Source organism: Pseudomonas sp. GM25, from assembly GCF_000282255.1.
Classification (GTDB): Bacteria; Pseudomonadota; Gammaproteobacteria; order Pseudomonadales; family Pseudomonadaceae; genus Aquipseudomonas; species Aquipseudomonas aphyarum.
The window spans coordinates 105987-127490 of record NZ_AKJQ01000047.1 but is presented as its reverse complement, the minus strand read 5'-3'; the positions used below and the strand labels follow the sequence as shown (position 1 = coordinate 127490).

General features: G+C 62.1%; 19 protein-coding genes. 16 read left to right on the top strand and 3 right to left on the bottom strand.

The features are described from left to right. Positions 1-228: 228 nt before the first annotated feature. The 16 genes from mraZ (at position 229) to lpxC (ending at position 18046) form a co-directional block, all read left to right on the top strand. Positions 229-684, top strand: coding sequence for a division/cell wall cluster transcriptional repressor MraZ (gene mraZ / locus PMI24_RS19300; RefSeq protein ID WP_007917012.1), 456 nt, complete (start codon positions 229-231; stop codon positions 682-684). Then, positions 681-1628, top strand: a complete 948-nt coding sequence (gene rsmH / locus PMI24_RS19295; RefSeq protein ID WP_007956779.1) for a 16S rRNA (cytosine(1402)-N(4))-methyltransferase RsmH — start codon at positions 681-683, stop codon at positions 1626-1628. Before mraZ ends, rsmH begins: the two co-directional genes overlap by 4 nt. Further along, positions 1625-1918, top strand: coding sequence for a cell division protein FtsL (ftsL, locus tag PMI24_RS19290; protein ID WP_007956777.1), 294 nt, complete (start codon positions 1625-1627; stop codon positions 1916-1918). The genes rsmH and ftsL overlap by 4 nt, the downstream gene beginning before the upstream one ends. Beyond that, positions 1918-3657, top strand: a complete 1740-nt coding sequence (locus tag PMI24_RS19285) for a peptidoglycan D,D-transpeptidase FtsI family protein (RefSeq protein ID WP_170929382.1) — start codon at positions 1918-1920, stop codon at positions 3655-3657. Before ftsL ends, PMI24_RS19285 begins: the two co-directional genes overlap by 1 nt. Continuing rightward, the gene (locus PMI24_RS19280; protein WP_007956774.1) at positions 3657-5120 is read left to right on the top strand and encodes a UDP-N-acetylmuramoyl-L-alanyl-D-glutamate--2,6-diaminopimelate ligase; all 1464 of its coding nucleotides are present in this window, start codon (positions 3657-3659) and stop codon (positions 5118-5120) included. The genes PMI24_RS19285 and PMI24_RS19280 overlap by 1 nt, the downstream gene beginning before the upstream one ends. Next, the gene (locus tag PMI24_RS19275; RefSeq protein ID WP_007956771.1) at positions 5113-6480 is read left to right on the top strand and encodes a UDP-N-acetylmuramoyl-tripeptide--D-alanyl-D-alanine ligase; all 1368 of its coding nucleotides are present in this window, start codon (positions 5113-5115) and stop codon (positions 6478-6480) included. The genes PMI24_RS19280 and PMI24_RS19275 overlap by 8 nt, the downstream gene beginning before the upstream one ends. Beyond that, positions 6480-7562 (top strand): phospho-N-acetylmuramoyl-pentapeptide-transferase, encoded by a 1083-nt coding sequence (gene mraY / locus PMI24_RS19270; RefSeq protein ID WP_007956769.1) that lies wholly within the window; start codon positions 6480-6482, stop codon positions 7560-7562. Before PMI24_RS19275 ends, mraY begins: the two co-directional genes overlap by 1 nt. 5 nt (positions 7563-7567) lie before the next feature. Then, positions 7568-8914, top strand: coding sequence for a UDP-N-acetylmuramoyl-L-alanine--D-glutamate ligase (gene murD / locus PMI24_RS19265; protein WP_007956766.1), 1347 nt, complete (start codon positions 7568-7570; stop codon positions 8912-8914). Next, on the top strand, positions 8911-10128 hold the full coding sequence (gene ftsW, locus PMI24_RS19260) for a putative lipid II flippase FtsW (protein WP_007956765.1): 1218 nt from the start codon (positions 8911-8913) through the stop codon (positions 10126-10128). Before murD ends, ftsW begins: the two co-directional genes overlap by 4 nt. Next, positions 10118-11188 (top strand): undecaprenyldiphospho-muramoylpentapeptide beta-N-acetylglucosaminyltransferase, encoded by a 1071-nt coding sequence (murG, locus tag PMI24_RS19255; RefSeq protein ID WP_007956763.1) that lies wholly within the window; start codon positions 10118-10120, stop codon positions 11186-11188. Before ftsW ends, murG begins: the two co-directional genes overlap by 11 nt. After that, a complete protein-coding gene (gene murC / locus PMI24_RS19250) occupies positions 11181-12641 on the top strand; it encodes a UDP-N-acetylmuramate--L-alanine ligase (protein WP_007956760.1) in 1461 nt (486 codons plus the stop codon). Before murG ends, murC begins: the two co-directional genes overlap by 8 nt. After that, on the top strand, positions 12638-13612 hold the full coding sequence (locus PMI24_RS19245) for a D-alanine--D-alanine ligase (protein WP_007956758.1): 975 nt from the start codon (positions 12638-12640) through the stop codon (positions 13610-13612). The genes murC and PMI24_RS19245 overlap by 4 nt, the downstream gene beginning before the upstream one ends. Positions 13613-13616: 4 nt before the next feature. After that, positions 13617-14483 (top strand): cell division protein FtsQ/DivIB, encoded by an 867-nt coding sequence (locus PMI24_RS19240; RefSeq protein ID WP_007956757.1) that lies wholly within the window; start codon positions 13617-13619, stop codon positions 14481-14483. Between the two features lie 15 nt (positions 14484-14498). Then, a complete protein-coding gene (gene ftsA, locus PMI24_RS19235; RefSeq protein WP_007956755.1) occupies positions 14499-15758 on the top strand; it encodes a cell division protein FtsA in 1260 nt (419 codons plus the stop codon). 67 nt (positions 15759-15825) lie between these two features. Continuing rightward, positions 15826-17022 (top strand): cell division protein FtsZ, encoded by a 1197-nt coding sequence (ftsZ, locus tag PMI24_RS19230; protein ID WP_007956754.1) that lies wholly within the window; start codon positions 15826-15828, stop codon positions 17020-17022. Between the two features lie 112 nt (positions 17023-17134). Continuing rightward, positions 17135-18046, top strand: coding sequence for a UDP-3-O-acyl-N-acetylglucosamine deacetylase (lpxC, locus tag PMI24_RS19225; RefSeq protein WP_007956752.1), 912 nt, complete (start codon positions 17135-17137; stop codon positions 18044-18046). Between the two features lie 61 nt (positions 18047-18107). Here lpxC and PMI24_RS19220 read toward each other — a convergent pair whose 3' ends face one another. The 3 genes from PMI24_RS19220 to PMI24_RS19210 form a co-directional block, all read right to left on the bottom strand. Then, positions 18108-19613, bottom strand: coding sequence for a sensor domain-containing diguanylate cyclase (locus tag PMI24_RS19220; protein ID WP_007956750.1), 1506 nt, complete (start codon positions 19611-19613; stop codon positions 18108-18110). Between the two features lie 108 nt (positions 19614-19721). Then, positions 19722-21038 carry an OprD family porin gene (locus PMI24_RS19215; RefSeq protein ID WP_007956748.1) on the bottom strand — a complete coding sequence of 439 codons (1317 nt, stop codon included), beginning with the start codon at positions 21036-21038 and terminating at the stop codon, positions 19722-19724. A gap of 197 nt (positions 21039-21235) precedes the next feature. Next, positions 21236-21457, bottom strand: coding sequence for a hypothetical protein (locus PMI24_RS19210; protein ID WP_007956747.1), 222 nt, complete (start codon positions 21455-21457; stop codon positions 21236-21238). Between the last annotated feature and the right edge of the window lie 47 nt (positions 21458-21504).

The window sequence follows — 21504 nt, the reverse complement described above, 5'->3', positions numbered from 1 at the left end:
CTTTCGAGCGCAGCTTTCAGTGCTGCTTCAAGTTATTGGATAAAAGCATCCGCCAGATTCTCGTTGCTCCTCCTTTTATGCTCCTAAATCTCCGTTCTGTAAGGGTTTTCCTTTAATCCGCGCCTTGACGGTGTGGTGGGCGCATTCCTATAGTGTGCGCAAGTGGCGGAAAGTGGCATGAAGTGGGTTTTTTGAGCTCAAAACGATAAAAATTGGAGAAACGCAGACGTGTTTCGCGGAGCTAACGCTATCAGTCTCGACGCAAAGGGCCGTCTCGCCATGCCGAGCCGGTACCGTGACGAGCTCGATTCGCGCAGTTCCGGCCAGTTGATCGTGACCATTGATGCCGTTGATCCATGTTTGTGTGTCTACCCGCTCGATGAGTGGGAAATTATTGAAACCAAGTTGCGCGCGCTTCCTTCGCTTCGCGAAGAGAACCGTCGTCTGCAACGTTTATTGATTGGTAATGCCGTTGACCTCGAGCTCGACGGCAGTGGTCGTTTCCTGGTGCCGCCGCGCCTGCGCGAATACGCGAAGCTCGACAAGCGCGCGATGCTGGTAGGCCAACTGAACAAGTTCCAACTGTGGGACGAAGATGCCTGGAACGCGGTTTCTGCCGCTGACCTGGCTGCCATACAACAACCGGGCGCCATGCCTGACGAACTGCGTGATCTGATCCTGTGACTATTGATAGCGGCTTTAACCACATCACCGTACTGCTTGACGAAGCCGTCGAGGCTCTCGCCGTACGTCCTGATGGCTGCTATCTGGACGGCACGTTCGGGCGCGGCGGGCACAGCCGGTTGATCCTGAGCAAGCTCGGGCCGGATGGTCGGCTCATCGGATTCGACAAGGATCCTCAAGCGATTGCCACCGGGCAAACGCTAGCGGCCGAAGACGGCCGCTTTGTCGTTGTGCAGCGCAGCTTTGCCGAGCTCGGTTCGGTGGTTGCCGAACAGGGTCTGGCCGGCAAGGTCAGCGGCATTCTGCTGGATCTGGGCGTGTCTTCGCCGCAGCTCGATGATGCCGAGCGTGGCTTCAGTTTTCTCAACGACGGCCCGCTGGACATGCGCATGGATCCGTCTCGTGGCATCAGCGCAGCCGAGTTCGTCAATACCGCGCCGGTGGAAGAAATCGCCCGTGTTTTCAAGGAATACGGCGAAGAGCGATTCTCCGGTCGCATGGCCCGTGCCGTGACCGAGCGTCGTGACATCACGCCGTTCGAGCGCACCGCCGATCTGGCCGAAGTCCTGAAAGTCGCCAACCCGGCGTGGGAAAAGGGCAAGAACCCTGCAACCCGCGCTTTCCAGGGCCTGCGGATTCACGTCAACAACGAACTGGGCGATCTGGAAGCGGGTCTTGAAGCCGCGCTCGAATGCCTGGAAGTGGGCGGCCGTCTGGTCGTGATCAGCTTCCACTCGCTGGAAGACCGTATCGTCAAACTGTTCATGCGCAAGCTGGTGAAAGGCGAAGCCGACAACCTGCCGCGCAACCTGCCGGTTCGCCACGTTGCGTTCGAACCGAAAATCAAAGTCCATGGCAAAGCGCAGACGGCCTCCGACGCCGAACTCAAAGCCAACCCACGTTCCCGTAGCGCCGTCATGCGCGTCGCGGAGAAGCTGCGGTGAGCAAGCTTTTCGCCAAGCCACTCCCCGGCGGCAGCTTTTTCATGCTGCTGCTGTTCATCGGCGTGCTCGTGTCGGCCATCGGCGTGTCTTACAGCGCCCACTGGAACCGGCAGTTGCTCAACACCCTGTACAACGAATTGAGCGTGCGCGACAAGGCGCAGGCCGAGTGGGGGCGCCTGATTCTGGAGCAAAGCACCTGGACCGCCCACAGCCGGATCGAAGTGCTGGCCACCGAACAACTGAAGATGCACATCCCTGGCGCGGCTGACGTGAAGATGGTGGCGCCATGATGAAACTCGAGGGGGCTCTCTTCCCGTGGCGTTTCCGTCTGATGGTGGCACTGCTCGGCGTGATGGTCGCGGCGATCTGCTGGCGCATCATTGACTTGCAAGTGGTTGACCGTGACTTCCTCAAAGGTCAGGGCGACGCGCGCAGCCTTCGGCATATTCCGATTCCGGCTCACCGGGGTCTGATCACCGACCGTAACGGCGAGCCGCTGGCCGTGAGTACCCCGGTGACCACGCTCTGGGCGAACGCCAAGGAAATGCAGACCGCCAAAGAGAAGTGGCCGGCACTGGCTGCCGCGCTGGGGCAGGATCCGAAAGCCCTGGCCGAACGTCTCGAAGCCCAGGCCAACAAAGAATTCATTTATCTGGTGCGCGGGTTGACCCCCGAGCAGGGCCAGGCCGTGCTCGACCTGAAAGTGCCGGGCGTCTACGGCATCGAAGAATTCCGCCGGTTCTACCCGGCCGGTGAAGTCACCGCACACATGGTCGGGTTCACCGACATCGATGACCACGGTCGTGAAGGCGTCGAACTGGCCTACGATGAATGGCTGGCCGGCGTGCCCGGCAAGCGGCAAGTCATCAAGGATCGGCGCGGACGGCTGATCAAGGATGTCCAGGTCACCAAAAACGCCAAGGCCGGCAAGCCCTTGGCGTTGTCGATTGACCTGCGCCTGCAATATCTGGCCAACCGTGAACTGCGCAACGCGATCATCGAGAACGGCGCCAAGGCCGGCAGTCTGGTGATCATGGACGTGAAGACCGGCGAGATTCTCGCGATGGTCAACCAGCCGACCTACAACCCGAACAACCGTCGCAACCTGCAGCCGGCGATGATGCGTAACCGCGCGATGATCGACGTGTTCGAACCCGGTTCGACCATGAAGGCGATCTCGATGAGCGCCGCGATCGAAACCGGCCGCTGGAAACCGAGCGACACCGTCGAGGTGTATCCGGGCTCCCTGCAGATCGGCAAATACACGATCAAGGACGTATCGAAGACCGAAGGTCCGGTACTCGACCTGACCGGTATTCTGATCAATTCCAGTAACGTCGGCATGAGTAAGGTCGCGTTCGACATTGGCGGCGAAACCATTTTCCGCCTCGCACAGAAAGTCGGCCTCGGCCAGGATACCGGCCTCGGCTTCCCGGGCGAACGTGTCGGCAACCTGCCGAACTACCGCGAATGGCGCAAGGCAGAGACCGCGACGCTGTCGTACGGCTACGGTATTTCGGTGACTGCGATCCAGCTGGTGCACGCGTTCTCGGCGCTGGCCAACAACGGGCGCCTCGCACCGCTGACTCTGATCAAAACCGACAAGGCGCCGCAGACCACCCAGGTGCTGCCGGAAGCTGTCGCCAAAACCATGCAAGGCATGCTGCAACAAGTGATCGAAGCCCCGCGCGGCGTGTTCCGTGCGCAGGTGCCGGCGTATCACGTGGGCGGCAAGTCCGGTACCGCGCGTAAAACGTCGGTCGGCACCAAGGGCTACGCCGAAAACTCTTACCGCTCGCTGTTCGCCGGCTTCGGCCCGATGAGCGATCCACGTTATGCAATCGTCGTGGTGATCGATGAACCGACCAAGGCCGGTTACTTCGGTGGTCTGGTCTCGGCGCCGGTGTTCAGCCGCGTGATGTCGGGCACCCTGCGCCTGATGAACGTCACCCCGGACAACCTGCCGACCACACAACAGGCCAACGCCACCCCGGCCGTTCCGCTGAAAGCCAATGGAGGGCGCGGCTGATGTCTCTGAGTCTGAACAAGATTTTCCCCCACGCCGGCCACGATCTGTTGATCCGTGAACTGGCGCTCGATAGTCGCAATGTACGCGCGGGTGACCTGTTCCTCGCGGTGCCGGGCGGCAAGTTCGACGGGCGTGCGCACATCGCCGACGCCTTGCAGCGCGGTGCTGCTGCCGTGGCTTATGAAGTGGAAGGCGCCACCGTGCTGCCGATCACCGAAGTACCGCTGATTCCGGTCAAGGGCCTGGCGGCGCAGCTGTCGGACATCGCCGGGCGTTTTTACGGTGAGCCGAGTCATCACCTGAATCTGGTCGGCGTGACCGGCACCAACGGCAAGACCAGCGTGACCCAACTGGTAGCGCAGGCGCTGGACCTGCTCGGTCAGCATTGCGGCATCGTCGGCACCCTCGGCTCCGGTTTCCACGGCTCGCTGCAAAGCGGCTTGCACACCACACCGAATCCGATCGCCATGCAAGCGACCCTGGGCGACCTGAAAAAGGCCGGCGCCAAAGCCGTGGCCATGGAAGTCTCGTCCCACGGTCTGGATCAGGGCCGGGTTACCGCGCTGGCGTTCGACGTCGCTGTGATGACCAACCTGTCCCGCGATCACCTGGATTACCACGGCACCATGGAAGCGTACGCCGAGGCCAAGGCCCGGCTGTTCGCCTGGAATGACCTGAAGTGCCGCGTGGTCAACCTCGACGACGATTTCGGCCGGCAACTGGCCGCTGAAAAACGCGAGTCGCGGCTGATTACTTACAGCCTGCTCGACAGCAGCGCCTATCTCTATGTGCGTGAGGCGCAGTTCGACGACCATGGCGTGCGCGCCACACTGGTCACGCCACAGGGCGAGCACCATCTGCGCAGCACATTGCTGGGCCGTTTCAACCTGAGCAACGTACTCGCCGCCGTCGGCGCCTTGCTCGGTCTCGACTACGCGCTCGACGAAATTCTCAAGGTGCTGCCGAAACTCGAAGGCCCGGCCGGACGCATGCAGCGTCTCGGCGGTGGCACCCAGCCGCTGGTGGTGGTCGATTACGCCCACACCCCGGACGCGCTGGAAAAAGTCCTGACCGCGTTGCGTCCGCACGTCAAAGGTCAACTGCTGTGCCTGTTCGGCTGCGGCGGTGATCGCGATCGCGGCAAGCGTCCGCTGATGGCCGAAGTGGTTGAGCGTCTGGCCGACCGCGTGCTGGTCACCGATGACAATCCGCGCACCGAAGACCCGGCGGTGATTTTCGATGACATCCGCGCCGGCTTCACGGCTGTGGACAAGGTGACGTTCGTGGCCGGCCGTGGCCAGGCTATCGCGCAACTGATTGCCGGCGCTTCGGCCGACGACGTGATTGTCCTGGCCGGCAAAGGTCATGAGGACTATCAGGAAATCAACGGCGAGCGCCATGCGTTTTCCGATCTGGTCGAGGCGGATCACGCCCTGACCGCGTGGGAGGTGGCCCATGCTTAAGGCCCTGAAACTCAGCGAACTGACCAACGCGCTCGACGCCCGTCTGATCAGCGCCGACGCCAGTTTTGACGGCGTGAGCATCGACAGCCGCGCGATCAAGGCTGGCCAACTGTTTATCGCCCTGACCGGCCCGCGTTTCGACGGTCATGACTATCTGAATGAAGTCGCCGCCAAAGGCGCCGTTGCGGCATTGGTCGAGCGCGAAGTCGCCGACAGTACGCTGCCGCAATTGCTGGTCAAGGACACCCGCCAGGCCCTGGGCCAGCTGGGTGCGTTGAACCGGGCCGCGTTCACCAAACCGGTCGCGGCCGTTACCGGTTCCAGCGGCAAGACCACGGTCAAGGAAATGCTCGCGAGCATCCTGCGCACGCGCGGTTCGGTGCACGCGACCCGTGGCAACCTGAACAACGACCTCGGCGTACCGCTGACTCTGCTCGAACTCGCCCCGGAACACAGCGCGGCAGTGATCGAACTGGGTGCCTCGCGCCTGGGTGAAATCGCTTACACCGTAGGGCTGACCAAGCCGCACGTAGCGATCCTCAACAACGCCGGGACCGCCCACGTCGGTGAGTTCGGCGGGCCGGAGAAAATCGTCGAAGCCAAAGGCGAAATCATCGAGGGGCTGGCGGCCGACGGCGTCGCCGTGCTGAACCTCGATGACAAGGCGTTTGGCATCTGGAAAACCCGCGCCGGCGCGCGCAAGGTGCTGACGTTTGCCCTGAGCAACACTCAGGCGGATTTTTACGCCAGCGACCTGGCCACCGATGCCCGTGGCTGCCCGGCGTTCAACCTGCACAGTCCTGAAGGTGTGGAACGGGTTCAACTGAACCTGCTCGGCACCCACAACGTCGCCAACGCCATGGCCGCCGCCGCTGCCGCTCACGCCTTGGGCGTGTCGCTGTTCGGCATTGCCACCGGGCTTGGCGCGGTACAACCGGTCAAGGGTCGCACCGTCGCGCAACTGGCGAAAAACGGCATGCGCGTGATCGATGACACTTACAACGCGAACCCCACCTCGATGTGCGCGGCCGTTGATATACTCGCCGGCTTTTCCGGCCGCACCGTCCTGGTGCTCGGGGATATCGGCGAGTTGGGCGACTGGGCGGAGCAGGGGCACCGCGACGTGGGCGAATACGCCCGGGGCAAGGTTTCGGCGCTTTACGCCGTCGGGCCGAACATGGTCCACGCCGTGAACGCATTCGGTAACGAGGCGCATCACTTCGGCACACAGGCCGAACTGATCCAGGCCCTCGGCGCCGAGCAGGACACAAACACCACCATTTTGATCAAGGGTTCGCGCAGCGCAGCGATGGAAAACATCGTTGCGGCCCTGTGCGGGTCCAGTCTGGAGAAACATTAATGCTGCTGCTGCTAGCGGAGTATCTGCAACAGTTCTACAAAGGCTTCGCGGTCTTCCAGTACCTGACCCTGCGCGGGATCCTCGGTGTGCTGACCGCGCTGGTCTTGTCGCTGTGCTACGGCCCGTGGATGATCCGCACCCTGCAGAACCGTCAGATCGGCCAGTCCGTTCGCAATGACGGTCCGCAATCGCACCTGTCCAAATCCGGTACGCCGACCATGGGTGGCGCGCTGATTCTGTCTTCGATCGGTGTCAGCACTTTGCTGTGGGCTGACCTGAGCAATCGCTACGTGTGGGTCGTGTTGCTGGTGACCCTGCTGTTCGGCGCCATCGGCTGGGTCGACGACTACCGCAAGGTGATCGAGAAGAACTCCCGTGGTCTGCCGAGTCGCTGGAAATATTTCTGGCAATCGGTGTTCGGCCTCGGTGCGGCGATCTTCCTTTATATGACTGCCAGCACTCCGGTGGAAACCACCCTGATCCTGCCGATGCTCAAGGACTACAGCATTCCGTTGGGCGCAGGCTTCATCGTGCTGACTTACTTTGTGATCGTCGGTTCGAGCAACGCGGTCAACCTCACCGACGGCCTCGACGGTCTGGCGATCATGCCGACAGTGATGGTCGGCGGTGGCCTGGGCATTTTCTGCTACCTGTCGGGTAACGTGAAATTCGCTGAGTATCTGCTGATCCCTTACGTACCGGGCGCAGGCGAGCTGATTGTGTTCTGCGGCGCGCTGATCGGTGCCGGCCTGGGCTTCCTGTGGTTCAACACCTACCCTGCGCAAGTCTTCATGGGCGACGTCGGCGCACTGGCGCTGGGCGCGGCCCTGGGCACCATCGCGGTGATCGTCCGTCAGGAAATCGTCCTGTTCATCATGGGCGGCGTGTTCGTGATGGAAACCCTGTCAGTCGTCATTCAGGTTGCGTCCTTTAAGCTGACCGGTCGCCGTGTGTTCCGCATGGCACCGATTCACCACCACTTTGAACTCAAGGGCTGGCCCGAGCCGCGCGTGATCGTCCGTTTCTGGATCATCACCGTGATTCTCGTGCTGATCGGCCTTGCCACCCTGAAGCTGAGGTAGAACGAGTGTCTCTGATCGCTTCTGACCACTTCCGCATCGTTGTCGGCCTCGGCAAGAGCGGCATGTCCCTGGTTCGCTTCCTGGCGAACCGGGGCGTGGCGTTTGCCGTGGCCGACACGCGGGAGAATCCACCGGAACTGGCCACGCTCCAGCGTGACTATCCGCACGTGGAAGTGCGTTGTGGCGAGCTGGACGTCGAATTCCTGTGCCGTGCCGACGAGCTCTACGTGAGCCCCGGCCTGGCGCTGGCGACCCCGGCCCTGCAAGCCGCCGCGGCCCGTGGCGTGAAGCTGTCCGGCGACATCGAGCTGTTCGCGCGTAACGCGAAGGCGCCGATCGTGGCCATCAGCGGTTCCAACGCGAAAAGCACCGTCACCACCCTGGTCGGCGAGATGGCGGCTGCGGCCGGCAAACGCGTGGCCGTGGGCGGCAACCTCGGTACGCCGGCGCTGGATCTGCTCAGCGATGACGTCGAGCTGTACGTGATGGAGCTGTCGAGCTTCCAGCTGGAAACCACCGACCAGCTCAACGCCGAAGTGGCGACCGTGCTCAACATCAGCGAAGACCACATGGACCGTTACAGCGGTCTGCCGGCCTATCACCTGGCCAAGCACCGGATCTTCCGTGGTGCGAAGCAGTTCGTGGTCAACCGTCAGGATGCCCTGACCCGTCCGCTGATGGGCGAGGGCCAGCCGTGCTGGACCTTCGGCTTGACCAAACCCGATTTCAAGGCATTTGGCCTGCGCGAAGAGAATGGCGAGAAATACCTGGCCTTTGAATTCCAGAACCTGATGCCGGTGCGCGAATTGAAGATTCGCGGCGCCCACAACCAGTCCAACGCCCTAGCGGCGCTGGCGCTCGGCCACGCGGTCGGGCTGCCGTTCGACGCCATGCTGGCAGCGCTGCGCACCTTCGCCGGTCTCGAACACCGTTGCCAGTGGGTGCGTGATCTGGACGGCGTCGGTTACTACAACGATTCCAAGGCCACCAACGTCGGCGCTGCGCTAGCCGCCATCGAAGGCCTGGGCGCGGACATCGACGGCAAGGTCGTGCTGATCGCCGGTGGCGACGGCAAGGGTGCCGAATTCAAGGACCTGCGCGATCCGGTGGCGGCCCATTGCCGCGCCGTGATCCTGATGGGCCGCGACTCCGACAAGATCGGCGAAGCGATCGGCGATGCCGTGCCGCTGATTCGCGCGACCACGCTGGTCGATGCGGTCGTCCAGTGCCGTGCCGCCGCCCAACCGGGTGACGTGGTGCTGCTGTCGCCGGCCTGCGCCAGTTTCGATATGTTCAAGAACTACGAAGACCGTGGTCACCAGTTCGTCCGCGCCGTGGAGGATCTGGCATGAGCTTGAGAAACATCATCAAGCCATACCCGTCGCCGCTGATCACCGGACGCGGGATCGACCTCGACTTCCCGATGCTCGCCGGTTGCCTGGCGTTGCTCGGTCTGGGCCTGATCATGATCGCTTCTGCATCGACGGAAGTCGGCGCGGCGCAGTCGGGCAGTGCTCTGTATTACATGACCCGTCACCTGATCTACGTGGTGCTGGGCCTGGGCGCGTGCGTCGTCACCATGATGATTCCGATCGCCACCTGGCAGCGGCTGGGCTGGCTGATGCTGATCGGCGCGTTCGGCTTGCTGGTGATGGTGATCATCCCGGGGATCGGCCGTGAGGTGAACGGTTCGATGCGCTGGATCGGTTTCAGCTTCTTCAACGTTCAGCCGTCCGAGATCGCCAAGGTGTTCGTGGTGATCTACCTCGCCGGTTATCTGGTGCGTCGCCAGAAAGAAGTGCGCGAGAGCTGGATGGGCTTCTTCAAGCCGTTCATCGTGCTGCTGCCGATGGCGGGCCTGCTGCTGATGGAGCCGGACTTCGGTGCCACCGTCGTGATGATGGGCGCTGCGGCGGCGATGCTGTTCCTCGGCGGGGTCGGGCTGTTCCGGTTCTCGCTGATGGTGGTGCTGGCCGTCGGTGCGGTGGTGTTGCTGATTCAAATGCAGCCGTACCGGATGGCGCGTCTGACCAACTTCGCCGACCCGTGGGCCGACCAGTTCGGCGCCGGTTATCAATTGTCGCAAGCCTTGATCGCGTTCGGTCGCGGTGAATGGCTGGGCGTTGGCCTGGGCAACAGCGTGCAGAAGCAGTTCTACCTGCCGGAAGCGCACACCGACTTCGTGTTCTCGGTCCTGGCCGAAGAGCTCGGCGCGGTGGGCTCGCTGTGCACCGTGGCGCTGTTCGTGTTCGTGTGTATTCGCGGGATGTACATCGGTCTGTGGGCCGAGAAAGCCAAACAGTTTTTTGCCGCTTATGTTGCCTACGGTCTGTCGTTCCTGTGGATCGGCCAGTTCCTGATCAACATCGGCGTGAACGTCGGCCTGCTGCCGACCAAGGGCCTGACCTTGCCGTTCCTCAGTTATGGCGGCAGTTCCCTGGTGATCTGCTGCGCCTGCCTTGGCCTGTTGCTGAGGATCGAGTGGGAGAGCCGGACCCACCTGGGCAGTGAAGAGATGGAATTCCATGAGAGCGACTTCGCCGAGGAGCCGAACCATGGGCGCTAACGTATTGATCATGGCCGGCGGCACCGGTGGCCACGTGTTCCCGGCGCTGGCCTGTGCCCGCGAATTCCAGGCGCGCGGCTACACCGTGCACTGGCTCGGCACGCCGCGCGGGATCGAGAACGATCTGGTGCCGGCGGCGGGTCTTGAATTGCACCGCATCAACGCCACTGGCCTGCGCGGCAAGGGCAAGCTGTCGCTGCTCAAGGCGCCGTTCATGCTGCTGAAATCGGTGTGGCAGGCGCGGGCGATCATTCGCCGCTTGCGTCCGGTGTGCGTGGTCGGATTCGGCGGCTATGTGACCGGCCCCGGTGGTCTTGCCGCCAAACTGGCCGGCGTGCCGGTGATCGTTCATGAGCAGAACGCCGTGGCCGGCACCGCCAATCGGTTGCTGGTGCCGTTCGCCGCCCGGGTGTGTGAAGCCTTCCCCGACACCTTTACCCTGTCGGACAGCCGCCGTACCACCGGTAACCCGGTGCGCAGCGAGCTGTTCCTCGAAACACCGCGCCCGGCCCTGGCCGGACGCAAGGCGCGTTTGCTGATCCTGGGCGGAAGCCTGGGCGCAGAGCCGTTGAACAAGTTGCTGCCTGAAGCCCTGGCACAAGTCGCTGCCGACTTGCGTCCGGAAGTGTTCCATCAGGCTGGCAGAAACCACGATGAAGTGACTGCAGAGCGCTACCGCGCCGCCGGCGTGGATGCGCAGGTGCAGCCGTTCATCAAAGACATGGCCCAGGCCTATGGCTGGGCTGACCTGGTGGTGTGCCGCGCCGGCGCATTGACCATCAGCGAACTGGCCGCCGCCGGTCTGCCCTCGATGCTGGTGCCCTTGCCCCACGCGATCGACGATCACCAGACCCGCAACGCCGATTATTTGGCCCGCGAAGGCGCTGCCTTCCTGATGCCGCAAAGAACGACTGGCGCCGCGGACCTTGCCGCGCGCCTGACAGAGGTCTTGATGCAACCGCAACGACTCGAAGAAATGGCCCAAGCGGCCCGCCGTCTGGCGAAACCCGAAGCCACCCGTAGCGTGGTCGATACCTGTCTGGAGGTGGCCCATGGTTGAGAATCAGAAAGCCATGCCGCAACCGGAAATGCGCCGCATCCGTCGCATCCACTTCGTCGGGATCGGCGGCGTGGGCATGTGCGGTATTGCCGAAGTGCTGCTGAACCTGGGCTATGAAGTGTCCGGTTCCGACCTGAAAGCTTCGCCGGTGACCGAGCGCCTGGAATCCTTCGGTGCGCAGATCTTCATCGGCCACCGTGCCGAGAACGCCGCTGCCGCCGATGTGCTGGTGGTGTCGAGCGCCGTCAACACCTCCAACCCGGAAGTGGCGACTGCCCTTGAACGCCGCATCCCGGTGGTGCCGCGTGCCGAGATGCTCGCCGAACTGATGCGCTACCGTCACGGCATCGCCGTCGCCGGTACTCACGGCAAGACCACCACTACCAGCCTGATCGCTTCGGTGTTCGCGGCCGGTGGCCTGGATCCGACCTTCGTCATCGGTGGCCGTCTGAACGCCGCGGGTACCAATGCCCAGCTCGGCACCAGCCGTTATCTGATTGCCGAAGCCGATGAAAGCGACGCCAGCTTCCTGCACCTGCAACCGCTGGTGGCCGTGGTCACCAACATCGACGCCGACCACATGGCGACCTACGACGGTGACTTCAACAAACTGAAGAAAACCTTCGTCGAGTTCCTGCACAACCTGCCGTTCTACGGTCTGGCAGTGGTGTGCCTGGACGACCCGGTAGTGCGTGAAATCCTGCCGCAAGTCAAACGTCCGGTCGTCACCTACGGCTTCAGCGAAGAAGCCGACGTGCGTGCGATCAATGTTCGCCAGCAAGGCATGCAGACCTTCTTCACCGTGCTGCGCCCTGATCGCGAGCCGCTGGATGTGTCCGTGAACATGCCGGGCAACCACAACGTGCTCAACGCGCTGGCCACCATCTGCATCGCCACCGACGAAGGGGTCAGCGATGAAGCCATCGTCCAGGGCCTGTCCGGGTTCCAGGGTGTCGGCCGGCGCTTCCAGGTCTACGGCGAACTGCCGGTGGACGGCGGCAGCGTGATGCTGGTCGACGACTACGGTCACCACCCGACCGAAGTCGCAGCCGTGATCAAAGCCGTGCGCGGTGGCTGGCCTGAGCGCCGTCTGGTGATGGTCTACCAGCCGCACCGCTACAGCCGCACCCGCGACCTGTACGACGATTTCGTCAATGTACTGGCCGACGCCAACGTGCTGTTACTGATGGAAGTCTATCCGGCCGGCGAAGAGCCGATCCCGGGTGCCGACAGCCGCAAGCTGTGCAACAGCATTCGCCAGCGCGGTCAGCTCGACCCGATCTACATCGAGCGCGGCGTCGACCTGGCGCCGGTGGTCAAGCCGCTGCTGCGTGCCGGCGACATTCTGCTGTGCCAGGGCGCCGGTGATATCGGCGGTCTCGCACCGAAACTGTTGAAAAGCGAGTTGTTCGCCGGTGCCGTGGCGGCATCGGTCGAGGGGAAGTTGAAATGACTGCTGCCTACGCCAATCTGTTCTCCACCATCGCCCCGAAAGACTTCGGCCGTGTGGCCGTGCTGTTCGGTGGCCTGAGTGCCGAGCGTGAAGTCTCGCTGAAGTCCGGCAACGCCGTGCTCACTGCGCTGCAAAGCGCGGGTGTGGACGCGTTCGGCATCGACGTCGGCGCCGACATTCTGCAGCGCCTGCTGAGCGAGAAGATCGACCGCGCGTTCATCATCCTCCACGGTCGCGGCGGTGAAGACGGCAGCATGCAGGGCCTGCTCGAAGTGGCCGGCATTCCGTACACCGGCAGCGGCATCCTGGCTTCGGCACTGGCGATGGACAAACTGCGCACCAAACAGGTCTGGCATACGCTCGGGATTCCGACGCCGCGTCACGCCGTGCTGCGCAGCGAGGCCGATTGTATTTCGGCAGCGACGGAACTGGGCTTCCCTTTGATCGTCAAACCGGCGCATGAAGGTTCAAGTATCGGGATGGCCAAAGTGAGTTCTGCGTCCGAGTTGATCGACGCATGGAAAGCGGCCAGTACCTACGATTCGCAAGTGTTGGTCGAGCAATGGATCCACGGTCCGGAGTTCACCATCGCCACCCTGCGTGACCAGGTGTTGCCTCCTATCGCCCTGGGCACGCCACACACGTTCTACGACTACGACGCCAAGTACATCGCCAACGATACCCAGTATCGGATTCCGTGCGGGCTCGATGCCGCCAAGGAAAAAGAACTCATGGACCTCACGGCGCAAGCCTGCGAGGCGCTGGGTATTGCCGGTTGGGGCAGGGCGGACGTGATGCAGGACGCCGATGGCAAGTTCTGGTTCCTGGAAGTCAACACCGCTCCCGGCATGACCGATCACAGCCTGGTACCGATGGCGGCGAAAGCGGCCGGTCTGGATTTCCAGCAACTGGTCCTGGCCATTCTGGCCGCCAGTGTCGATGCCGACGGCAAGAAAGAGGCGCGAGGTTAAGACCATGCAAGGCGCACAGCTCAGACATCAGCCACCCGCACCCGGCCGCAAGCCGGTGCCGCGGGGTGCCAGCCGAATGGTGGCCAAAGAGCCGATGTCCGCGCGCCTGCCAAAAGCCAACTTCGGCTTTTTGAAAGGTCTGTTCTGGCCGGTGCTGTTGGTGGCCCTGGGGTTCGGCACTTACGAAGGCGCACAGCGTTTGCTGCCGTACGCCGACCGGCCGATCACCAAGATCGCGGTGCAGGGCGACCTGAGTTACATCAGCCAGCAAGCGGTGCAGCAGCGGATCGCCCCGTACGTGGCGTCGAGCTTCTTCACCATCGACCTGGCGAGCATGCGCACCGAGCTTGAGCAGATGCCATGGATCGCCCACGCCGAAGTACGTCGGGTGTGGCCGGACCAGGTGGTGATCCGCCTCGAAGAGCAACTGCCGGTGGCCCGCTGGGGCGACGAGTCGTTGCTCAACAACCAGGGCCAGGCGTTCACGCCCAAGGAACTGGCGAACTACGAACACCTGCCGCAGCTGTTCGGTCCTCAGCGGGCCCAGCAGCAAGTGATGCAGCAATACCAGGTGCTGAGCCAGATGCTCCGGCCATTGGGCTTCTCGATTGCGCGGCTTGAGCTGCGTGAACGTGGCAGCTGGTTCCTGACCACCGGTGCCGGCAGTTCCGGCCCCGGGATCGAGCTGCTGCTGGGACGCGGCAACCTGGTGGAAAAGATGCGCCGCTTCATTGCCATCTATGACAAGACGCTCAAAGAACAGATTACGAACATTGCGCGCATCGATCTGCGCTACGCCAACGGCCTCGCTGTTGGCTGGCGGGAACCAGTAGCGCCGACGACAGCCCAACCCGCTGTCGCAAAGAATTAAGAAGAGGCAGGACCCATGGCAAACGTGCAAAGCGGCAAAATGATCGTCGGTCTCGATATCGGCACCTCCAAAGTGGTGGCGCTGGTCGGCGAGGTTGCGGACGACGGCTCGCTGGAAATCGTCGGGATCGGCACTCATCCGTCCCGCGGCCTGAAGAAAGGCGTGGTGGTCAACATCGAGTCCACCGTGCAATCGATCCAGCGTGCGATCGAAGAAGCCCAACTGATGGCGGGCTGCCGCATTCACTCGGCATTCGTCGGCGTGGCGGGCAATCACATTCGCAGCCTGAACTCCCACGGCATCGTCGCGATCCGTGATCGCGAAGTCAGCTCGGCGGACCTGGAGCGCGTACTCGACGCCGCCCAGGCCGTGGCGATCCCGGCCGACCAGCGTGTGCTGCACACTCTGCCGCAGGATTACGTGATCGATAACCAGGAAGGCGTGCGCGAGCCGCTGGGCATGTCCGGCGTACGTCTGGAAGCCAAGGTTCACGTGGTCACCTGCGCCGTCAACGCCGCACAGAACATTGAAAAATGCGTGCGCCGCTGCGGTCTGGAAATCGACGACATCATTCTCGAGCAACTGGCCTCGGCCTACTCGGTACTGACCGACGACGAAAAAGAGCTGGGCGTGTGCCTGGTCGACATCGGCGGCGGCACCACCGACATCGCGATCTTCACCGAAGGCGCGATCCGCCACACGGCCGTGATCCCGATTGCCGGTGACCAGGTGACCAACGACATCGCCATGGCGTTGCGCACCCCGACCCAGTACGCCGAAGAGATCAAGATCCGCTACGCCTGCGCCCTGGCCAAACTGGCCGGTGCCGGCGAGACCATCAAGGTGCCGAGCGTCGGCGACCGTCCGCCGCGCGAACTGTCCCGTCAGGCCCTGGCCGAAGTGGTCGAGCCGCGTTACGACGAACTGTTCACCCTGATCCAGGCCGAGCTGCGTCGCAGCGGCTACGAAGACCTGATCCCGGCCGGCATCGTGCTGACCGGTGGTACTTCGAAGATGGAAGGCGCCACCGAGCTGGCCGAAGAAATCTTCCACATGCCGGTCCGCCTGGGCGTGCCGCATGGCGTGAAGGGGCTGGATGACGTGGTACGCAACCCGATTTATTCCACTGGCGTTGGCTTGTTGATGTACGGCCTGCAGAAGCAGTCCGACGGGATCTCGTTCTCGGGCATCGGCAGCCGCGACAGCTACAGCAACGATGAGCCGCAGGCGCCGTTGCTGGACCGTTTGAAGAAGTGGGTTCAAGGCAACTTCTAACGCTTTACCGCAGCACCGCAACAAACAGCAGTAGGCGAAAAAACTAGAGAATGTAAGGAGAGGGAAAATGTTCGAACTCGTAGACAACATCCCCGCAAGCCCGGTAATCAAAGTTATCGGTGTTGGCGGTGGCGGCGGCAACGCTGTCAACCACATGGTCAAGAGCAACATCGAAGGCGTGGAATTCATCTGCGCCAACACCGATGCTCAAGCGCTGAAAAACATCGGCGCGCGCACCATTCTGCAACTGGGCACCGGCGTGACCAAAGGCCTGGGCGCCGGCGCCAACCCGGAAGTCGGCCGTCAGGCTGCGCTGGAAGATCGCGAGCGCATCGCTGAAGTGCTGGCCGGCACCAACATGGTGTTCATCACCACCGGCATGGGCGGCGGTACCGGTACCGGTGCTGCGCCGATCATCGCCGAAGTGGCCAAGGAAATGGGCATCCTGACCGTTGCGGTCGTGACCCGTCCGTTCCCGTTCGAAGGCCGCAAGCGTATGCAGATCGCCGACGAAGGCATCCGCATGCTCTCGGAAAGCGTCGACTCGCTGATCACCATTCCGAACGAAAAACTGCTGACCATCCTCGGCAAGGACGCAAGCCTGCTGTCGGCTTTCGCCAAGGCTGACGACGTACTGGCCGGTGCCGTTCGCGGTATCTCCGACATCATCAAGCGTCCGGGCATGATCAACGTCGACTTCGCCGACGTACGCACCGTGATGAGCGAAATGGGCATGGCGATGATGGGCACTGGCTGCGCCAGCGGTCCGAACCGTGCACGTGAAGCGACCGAAGCGGCCATCCGCAACCCGCTGCTGGAAGACGTGAACCTGCAAGGCGCACGCGGCATCCTGGTGAACATCACTGCCGGTCCTGACCTGTCCCTGGGTGAGTACTCCGACGTGGGTTCGATCATCGAAGCCTTCGCTTCCGAGCACGCGATGGTCAAGGTCGGTACCGTTATCGATCCGGACATGCGCGACGAACTGCACGTGACCGTGGTTGCCACGGGGCTGGGCGCGAAAATCGAGAAGCCTGTGAAGGTCATCGACAACACCGTTCACACTTCGATGGCGGCTGCTCAAGTGCAGCAACCGGCACCCGCTCGTCAGGAACAGCCAGCGGTGAACTACCGTGACCTGGACCGTCCGACCGTCATGCGCAATCAGGCTCAGGCCGGTGCTGCGACTGCCGCGAAGATGAATCCGCAAGATGACCTGGACTACCTGGACATCCCGGCTTTCCTGCGTCGTCAGGCCGATTGATGAAATGTATCAGGGGTATTCAGGTGATTGGTGTTCAGCAAAGGCTCGGTCTGCTATCATCGCCAGCCTTTGTTGATACCAGTTCGCAATTTGCGCTGAAGCGGCCCATGCCATGATTAAACAACGCACACTGAAAAATATTATCCGTGCCACCGGTGTAGGTCTGCACTCCGGGGAGAAGGTTTACCTGACCCTCAAGCCTGCACCTGTCGACACCGGGATCGTCTTTCGTCGTGCCGATCTCGATCCGGTTGTCGAGATACCGGCTCGTGCGGCCAACGTCGGCGAGACAACCATGTCGACGACGCTGGTCAACGGTGACGTGAAGGTAGACACGGTGGAGCACCTGCTCTCGGCCATGGCTGGCCTGGGCATCGATAACGCCTACGTCGAGCTCTCCGCGTCTGAAGTCCCGATCATGGATGGCAGCGCAGGACCTTTCGTATTCCTGATTCAATCGGCTGGCCTGGAAGAACAGGACGCCGCCAAGAAATTCATCCGCATCCTGCGTGAAGTGACAGTGGAAGACGGCGACAAGCGCGCCACTTTCGTCCCTTTCGAAGGGTTCAAGGTGAGCTTCGAGATCGATTTCGATCACCCGGTTTTCCGGGACCGCACCCAAAGTGCAAGCGTGGATTTTTCCAGCACTTCGTTCGTAAAAGAAGTCAGCCGCGCCCGTACTTTCGGTTTCATGAGTGACATCGAGTACCTGCGCAAGCACAACCTCGCACTCGGCGGCAGCGTGGAAAACGCGATCGTGGTCGATGCCGATGGCGTACTGAACGAAGACGGCCTCCGCTATGAAGACGAATTCGTGAAGCACAAGATCCTCGATGCAATTGGCGACCTGTACCTGCTGGGCAACAGCCTGATTGGTGAGTTCAAGGGCTTCAAGTCCGGCCACGCACTGAACAACCAGCTGCTGCGCAAGTTGATTGAGCAGAAAGATGCCTGGGAAGTCGTGACGTTCGAAGACGCCAGCACTGCACCAATCTCTTACATGCGCCCGGTTGCGGCGGTGTAAGTAAAAAACCTCTCTAGTTTTTTGAAGGCCACCTTTGGGTGGCCTTTTTTTATGCCTGTTTTCAGGCCACCACGACCCGGTTTCGCCCACCTTCCTTGGCCTGATACAACGCCTTGTCCGCCGCGAACAACAGCTGCTCCAGGCTGATCTCGCTCGTTGCCGCCCAGGTGCTGATGCCGATGCTCACGGTCATCGGTGACTGGTCTTCATTGACGCTCGGCAGTTGTTCCACCGCTGCGCGAATGTGCTCGGCGATCTGCTGCGCCCCGACGCTGTCGGTTTCCGCGAGGATCACCGAAAACTCCTCACCGCCATACCGTGCCACCAGATCCGCCGGACGCCGCACGTTGGCGGTAATCACCCTCGCCAGCTCACGCAACGCCTGATCTCCGCCCTGATGGCCGTGGCGATCGTTGAAGGCCTTGAAGTGGTCGGCATCGATCATCAGCAGTGACAGCGGCTTGCCCGAACGCTGGGCGCGGAACCACTCGTGGCGCAGCGACTGATCGAGCATCCGCCGGTTGGCGACCCCGGTCAGGGCATCGGTCGCCGCGAGCTGCGCCAGTTCGCGTTCGGCCCGCTGGCGCAGGCGCAGCTCCCGGGCCAACAACCAGGTCAGCCACAGTAGCCCGGCACACAGCACGCCGGTGGCGCCGCTGATCAGGATCGCGGTGCGTCGCCATGCACCAAACACCTCCTCGCTGGACAGGGCAACGATCACCGTCAGTGGGAGATTGCCGACCCGCGAATAGGTGTACAGACGTTGCTGATAATCCATGCTCGAAGTGCTGTTGAAACTGCCATTGCCGTTGCTGTCGCGCAGGATTCGCACCACATTGGGCCGGGCGGCAAAGCTTTTGCCAATCGAATCGCTTTGCAGATAAGGCTTTTGTGCCAGCAGGATGCCGTCGTTGTTGATGATGTTGAGGGTGCTGTCGATGCCGATGTCGAGGCTGTTGAACAGCTGATCGAAGTAATCCAGTTTCATCGACGCCACGGCCACGCCCAGAAACTCGCCGGTGTCCGAAGAGATGCGCCGACTGAAACTGATTCGCCACTGGTTCGCGTCATCGCAATCGCAACGGGGTTTGAACGGACGGCTGATGAACATGCCGGTGTCGCGCTTGAAGGCGTGGGCGAGGAAGTAGTCGCGGTCGGCGAAATTGCCCGGCAGCGGATCGACCCGCGAGGAGTCGGCAATCACGTCGCCATACTTGTCGAGCAACAGGATGTCGCCCTTGAAGCGCGCCGTGGTGGAGCGGTCGAACAGCGCCAGATGACGGATCTGCGGCGACACGTCTTTCAGGTCGTCACGCTGGGCGGCGGCGATCAGCCCTTGCAGCGTCAGGTCATACAGCTCGACGGTGCGCAGCACGTCGGCGTCGATCAACTGGGCGATGGTGGTGGCACCACGGGTGGCCGATTCCTGAGCGTTGGCGTGTTCTCGGATCAGCAGGAACGTCACGATGCACACAATCGCGATCACGCTCAGCAGGCTGCCGAGGATCAGCAGCAGCTCGGAGCGTCCGGTCGTGCCGGGAACGGTAGGGGTGCGGCTCGCGATCATGGTTCGGTTTCGGTAAGGAATTCTTGTAAGCGTAGTTGTACCCGCTTCGCTGCCACAGGCAAGAAAAAGGCCAGCACATCAGGCTGGCCTTTTACTGTAGCGCCGATCTTAGAAGACGTTGATCGGGTAGTCGATGATCACACGGTATTCATCTGTGTCCGTATCTAGCGCGCCGTAACCGTTGCCGCCACGGTTGGTTGCCCATTGCAGGCGCACCGCGAGGTCTTTGGCCTGGCCGCTCTGCACCACGTACTTGAGGTCGATGTCGCGTTCCCAGTGCTTGGCGTTGCGGCCTTCGGCGCTGTACCACGAGGCGTAACCCTTGCTGTCCGGATCGGCCTTGGTCAGGTCCAGCGTGCCGCGCGAGTAGGACAGCGACGAGGTCAGGCCCGGCAGGCCGACGCCGGCGAAGTCGTAGGCGTACTTGAGTTTCCACGAGCGCTCGTTCGGGCCGTTGAAATCCGAGTATTGCTGCGAGTTGTCGAGGTAAACGCTGTCACCCTGGCTGATGTAATCGAACGGCGTGTTGCCGTTGACCCGCTGATACGCGGCGGTGACGCTGTGGCTGCCGATGCCGACGGTGAAATGCAGGCTGTAGGTGTTGTTGTCGATGTTGCCCAGCAGCGCGTCGCCGGTGTCCTGCGTGTGATAGAAGTGCAAACCCGGGTTGAGGGTTACCAGATCGTTCAGCGCCCAGGTGTAGTCGAGGTCGTAGTAGTACTGGTTCCAGATGTCCTTCAGTTCGGAGGCATACAGGCTGCTGGTCAGGCCTTCGACACCGCTCCAGGCCACGCCGGCCCAGTTCAGGTGCTGGCGCTTGTCGCCGTCGGCGAGGGTGCCGTAAGAGGTGCCGATGCGTTTGTGGCCGCTCTGGTTGTAGGGCTTGGTGAAACTGGCCTGGCCGCCTTCGATCATCCAGCCGTCGAAGCTGTGATTGGTCAGGCTGAGGCCGCGAAAGGTCTGCGGCAGCATGCGCGTCTCGCCACCGGCGATCACCGGGTTGGCGAGGAACAGGTCACCGGCCTTCAGCTCGGTATCGAACGCTCGCATCTTCAAGGTGCCGCCCGCCGTGGAGAACGAGCCCGGCGCTTTGCCGCTGCCGTCACTGACCGGCAGGATGCTGGAGTTGTCGGTACCGCCACCGCCGTCGAGTTTCAGACCGAGCATGGCGTGGGCATCGATGCCGAAGCCGAGGGTGCCTTCGGTGTAACCCGACTCGAATTTGCCGAGGAAACCCTGGCCCCACTCGATGTTGTCATCCGTCTGCTGCAGACGGTTACGGTTCATGTAGTAGTTGCGGGCGTTGAGGTTGAGGCTCGAGCCTTCGACGAAATCTTGTTGCTCGGCTTCGGCAGCGTGGGCGGCGGGGGCAATCGTTGCGGCAATTGCAATGAACAGCGGGGTGAAGCGAACTGGGTAACGCACGTGCGGTAAAGCTCCTTGGGGTCAACTGACACTTCAATGTCTTGAGGTGCGGGATGTTTCTAATTGTTAAAGACGAACCGGGCAGCTTACAGACCACAACGAAAAAAGGCCGCTGAAAATCAGCGGCCTGCAAGGACGACGGTTGAACGGGAAGAGCCAAACAACCGCGTCGAGGGAAACGTTGCGCGGTGCGCGACTCAGCTGTCTTTCTCTGCAGCCTGAGTCTGGGAAGTTGCGGCCTGAGGGGCTTGCGTGGCGTCTTGGGCCTTGGTCATCACTTCTGCCTGATGCTGTTCGAATGCGTGAGCGCGAGCGGCGTTTTGCGCTACGAACGACTGCGATTCTTCAGCCATCGCCATCGGCGACAGGATCAATGAGGACAAAACGAAAGCGCTGGCAATACCCATACTGTTGGACATCTTGAAAACCTTCTTGCTTGGCAAGTGCTGTTTGGTGCGGGCAAAGA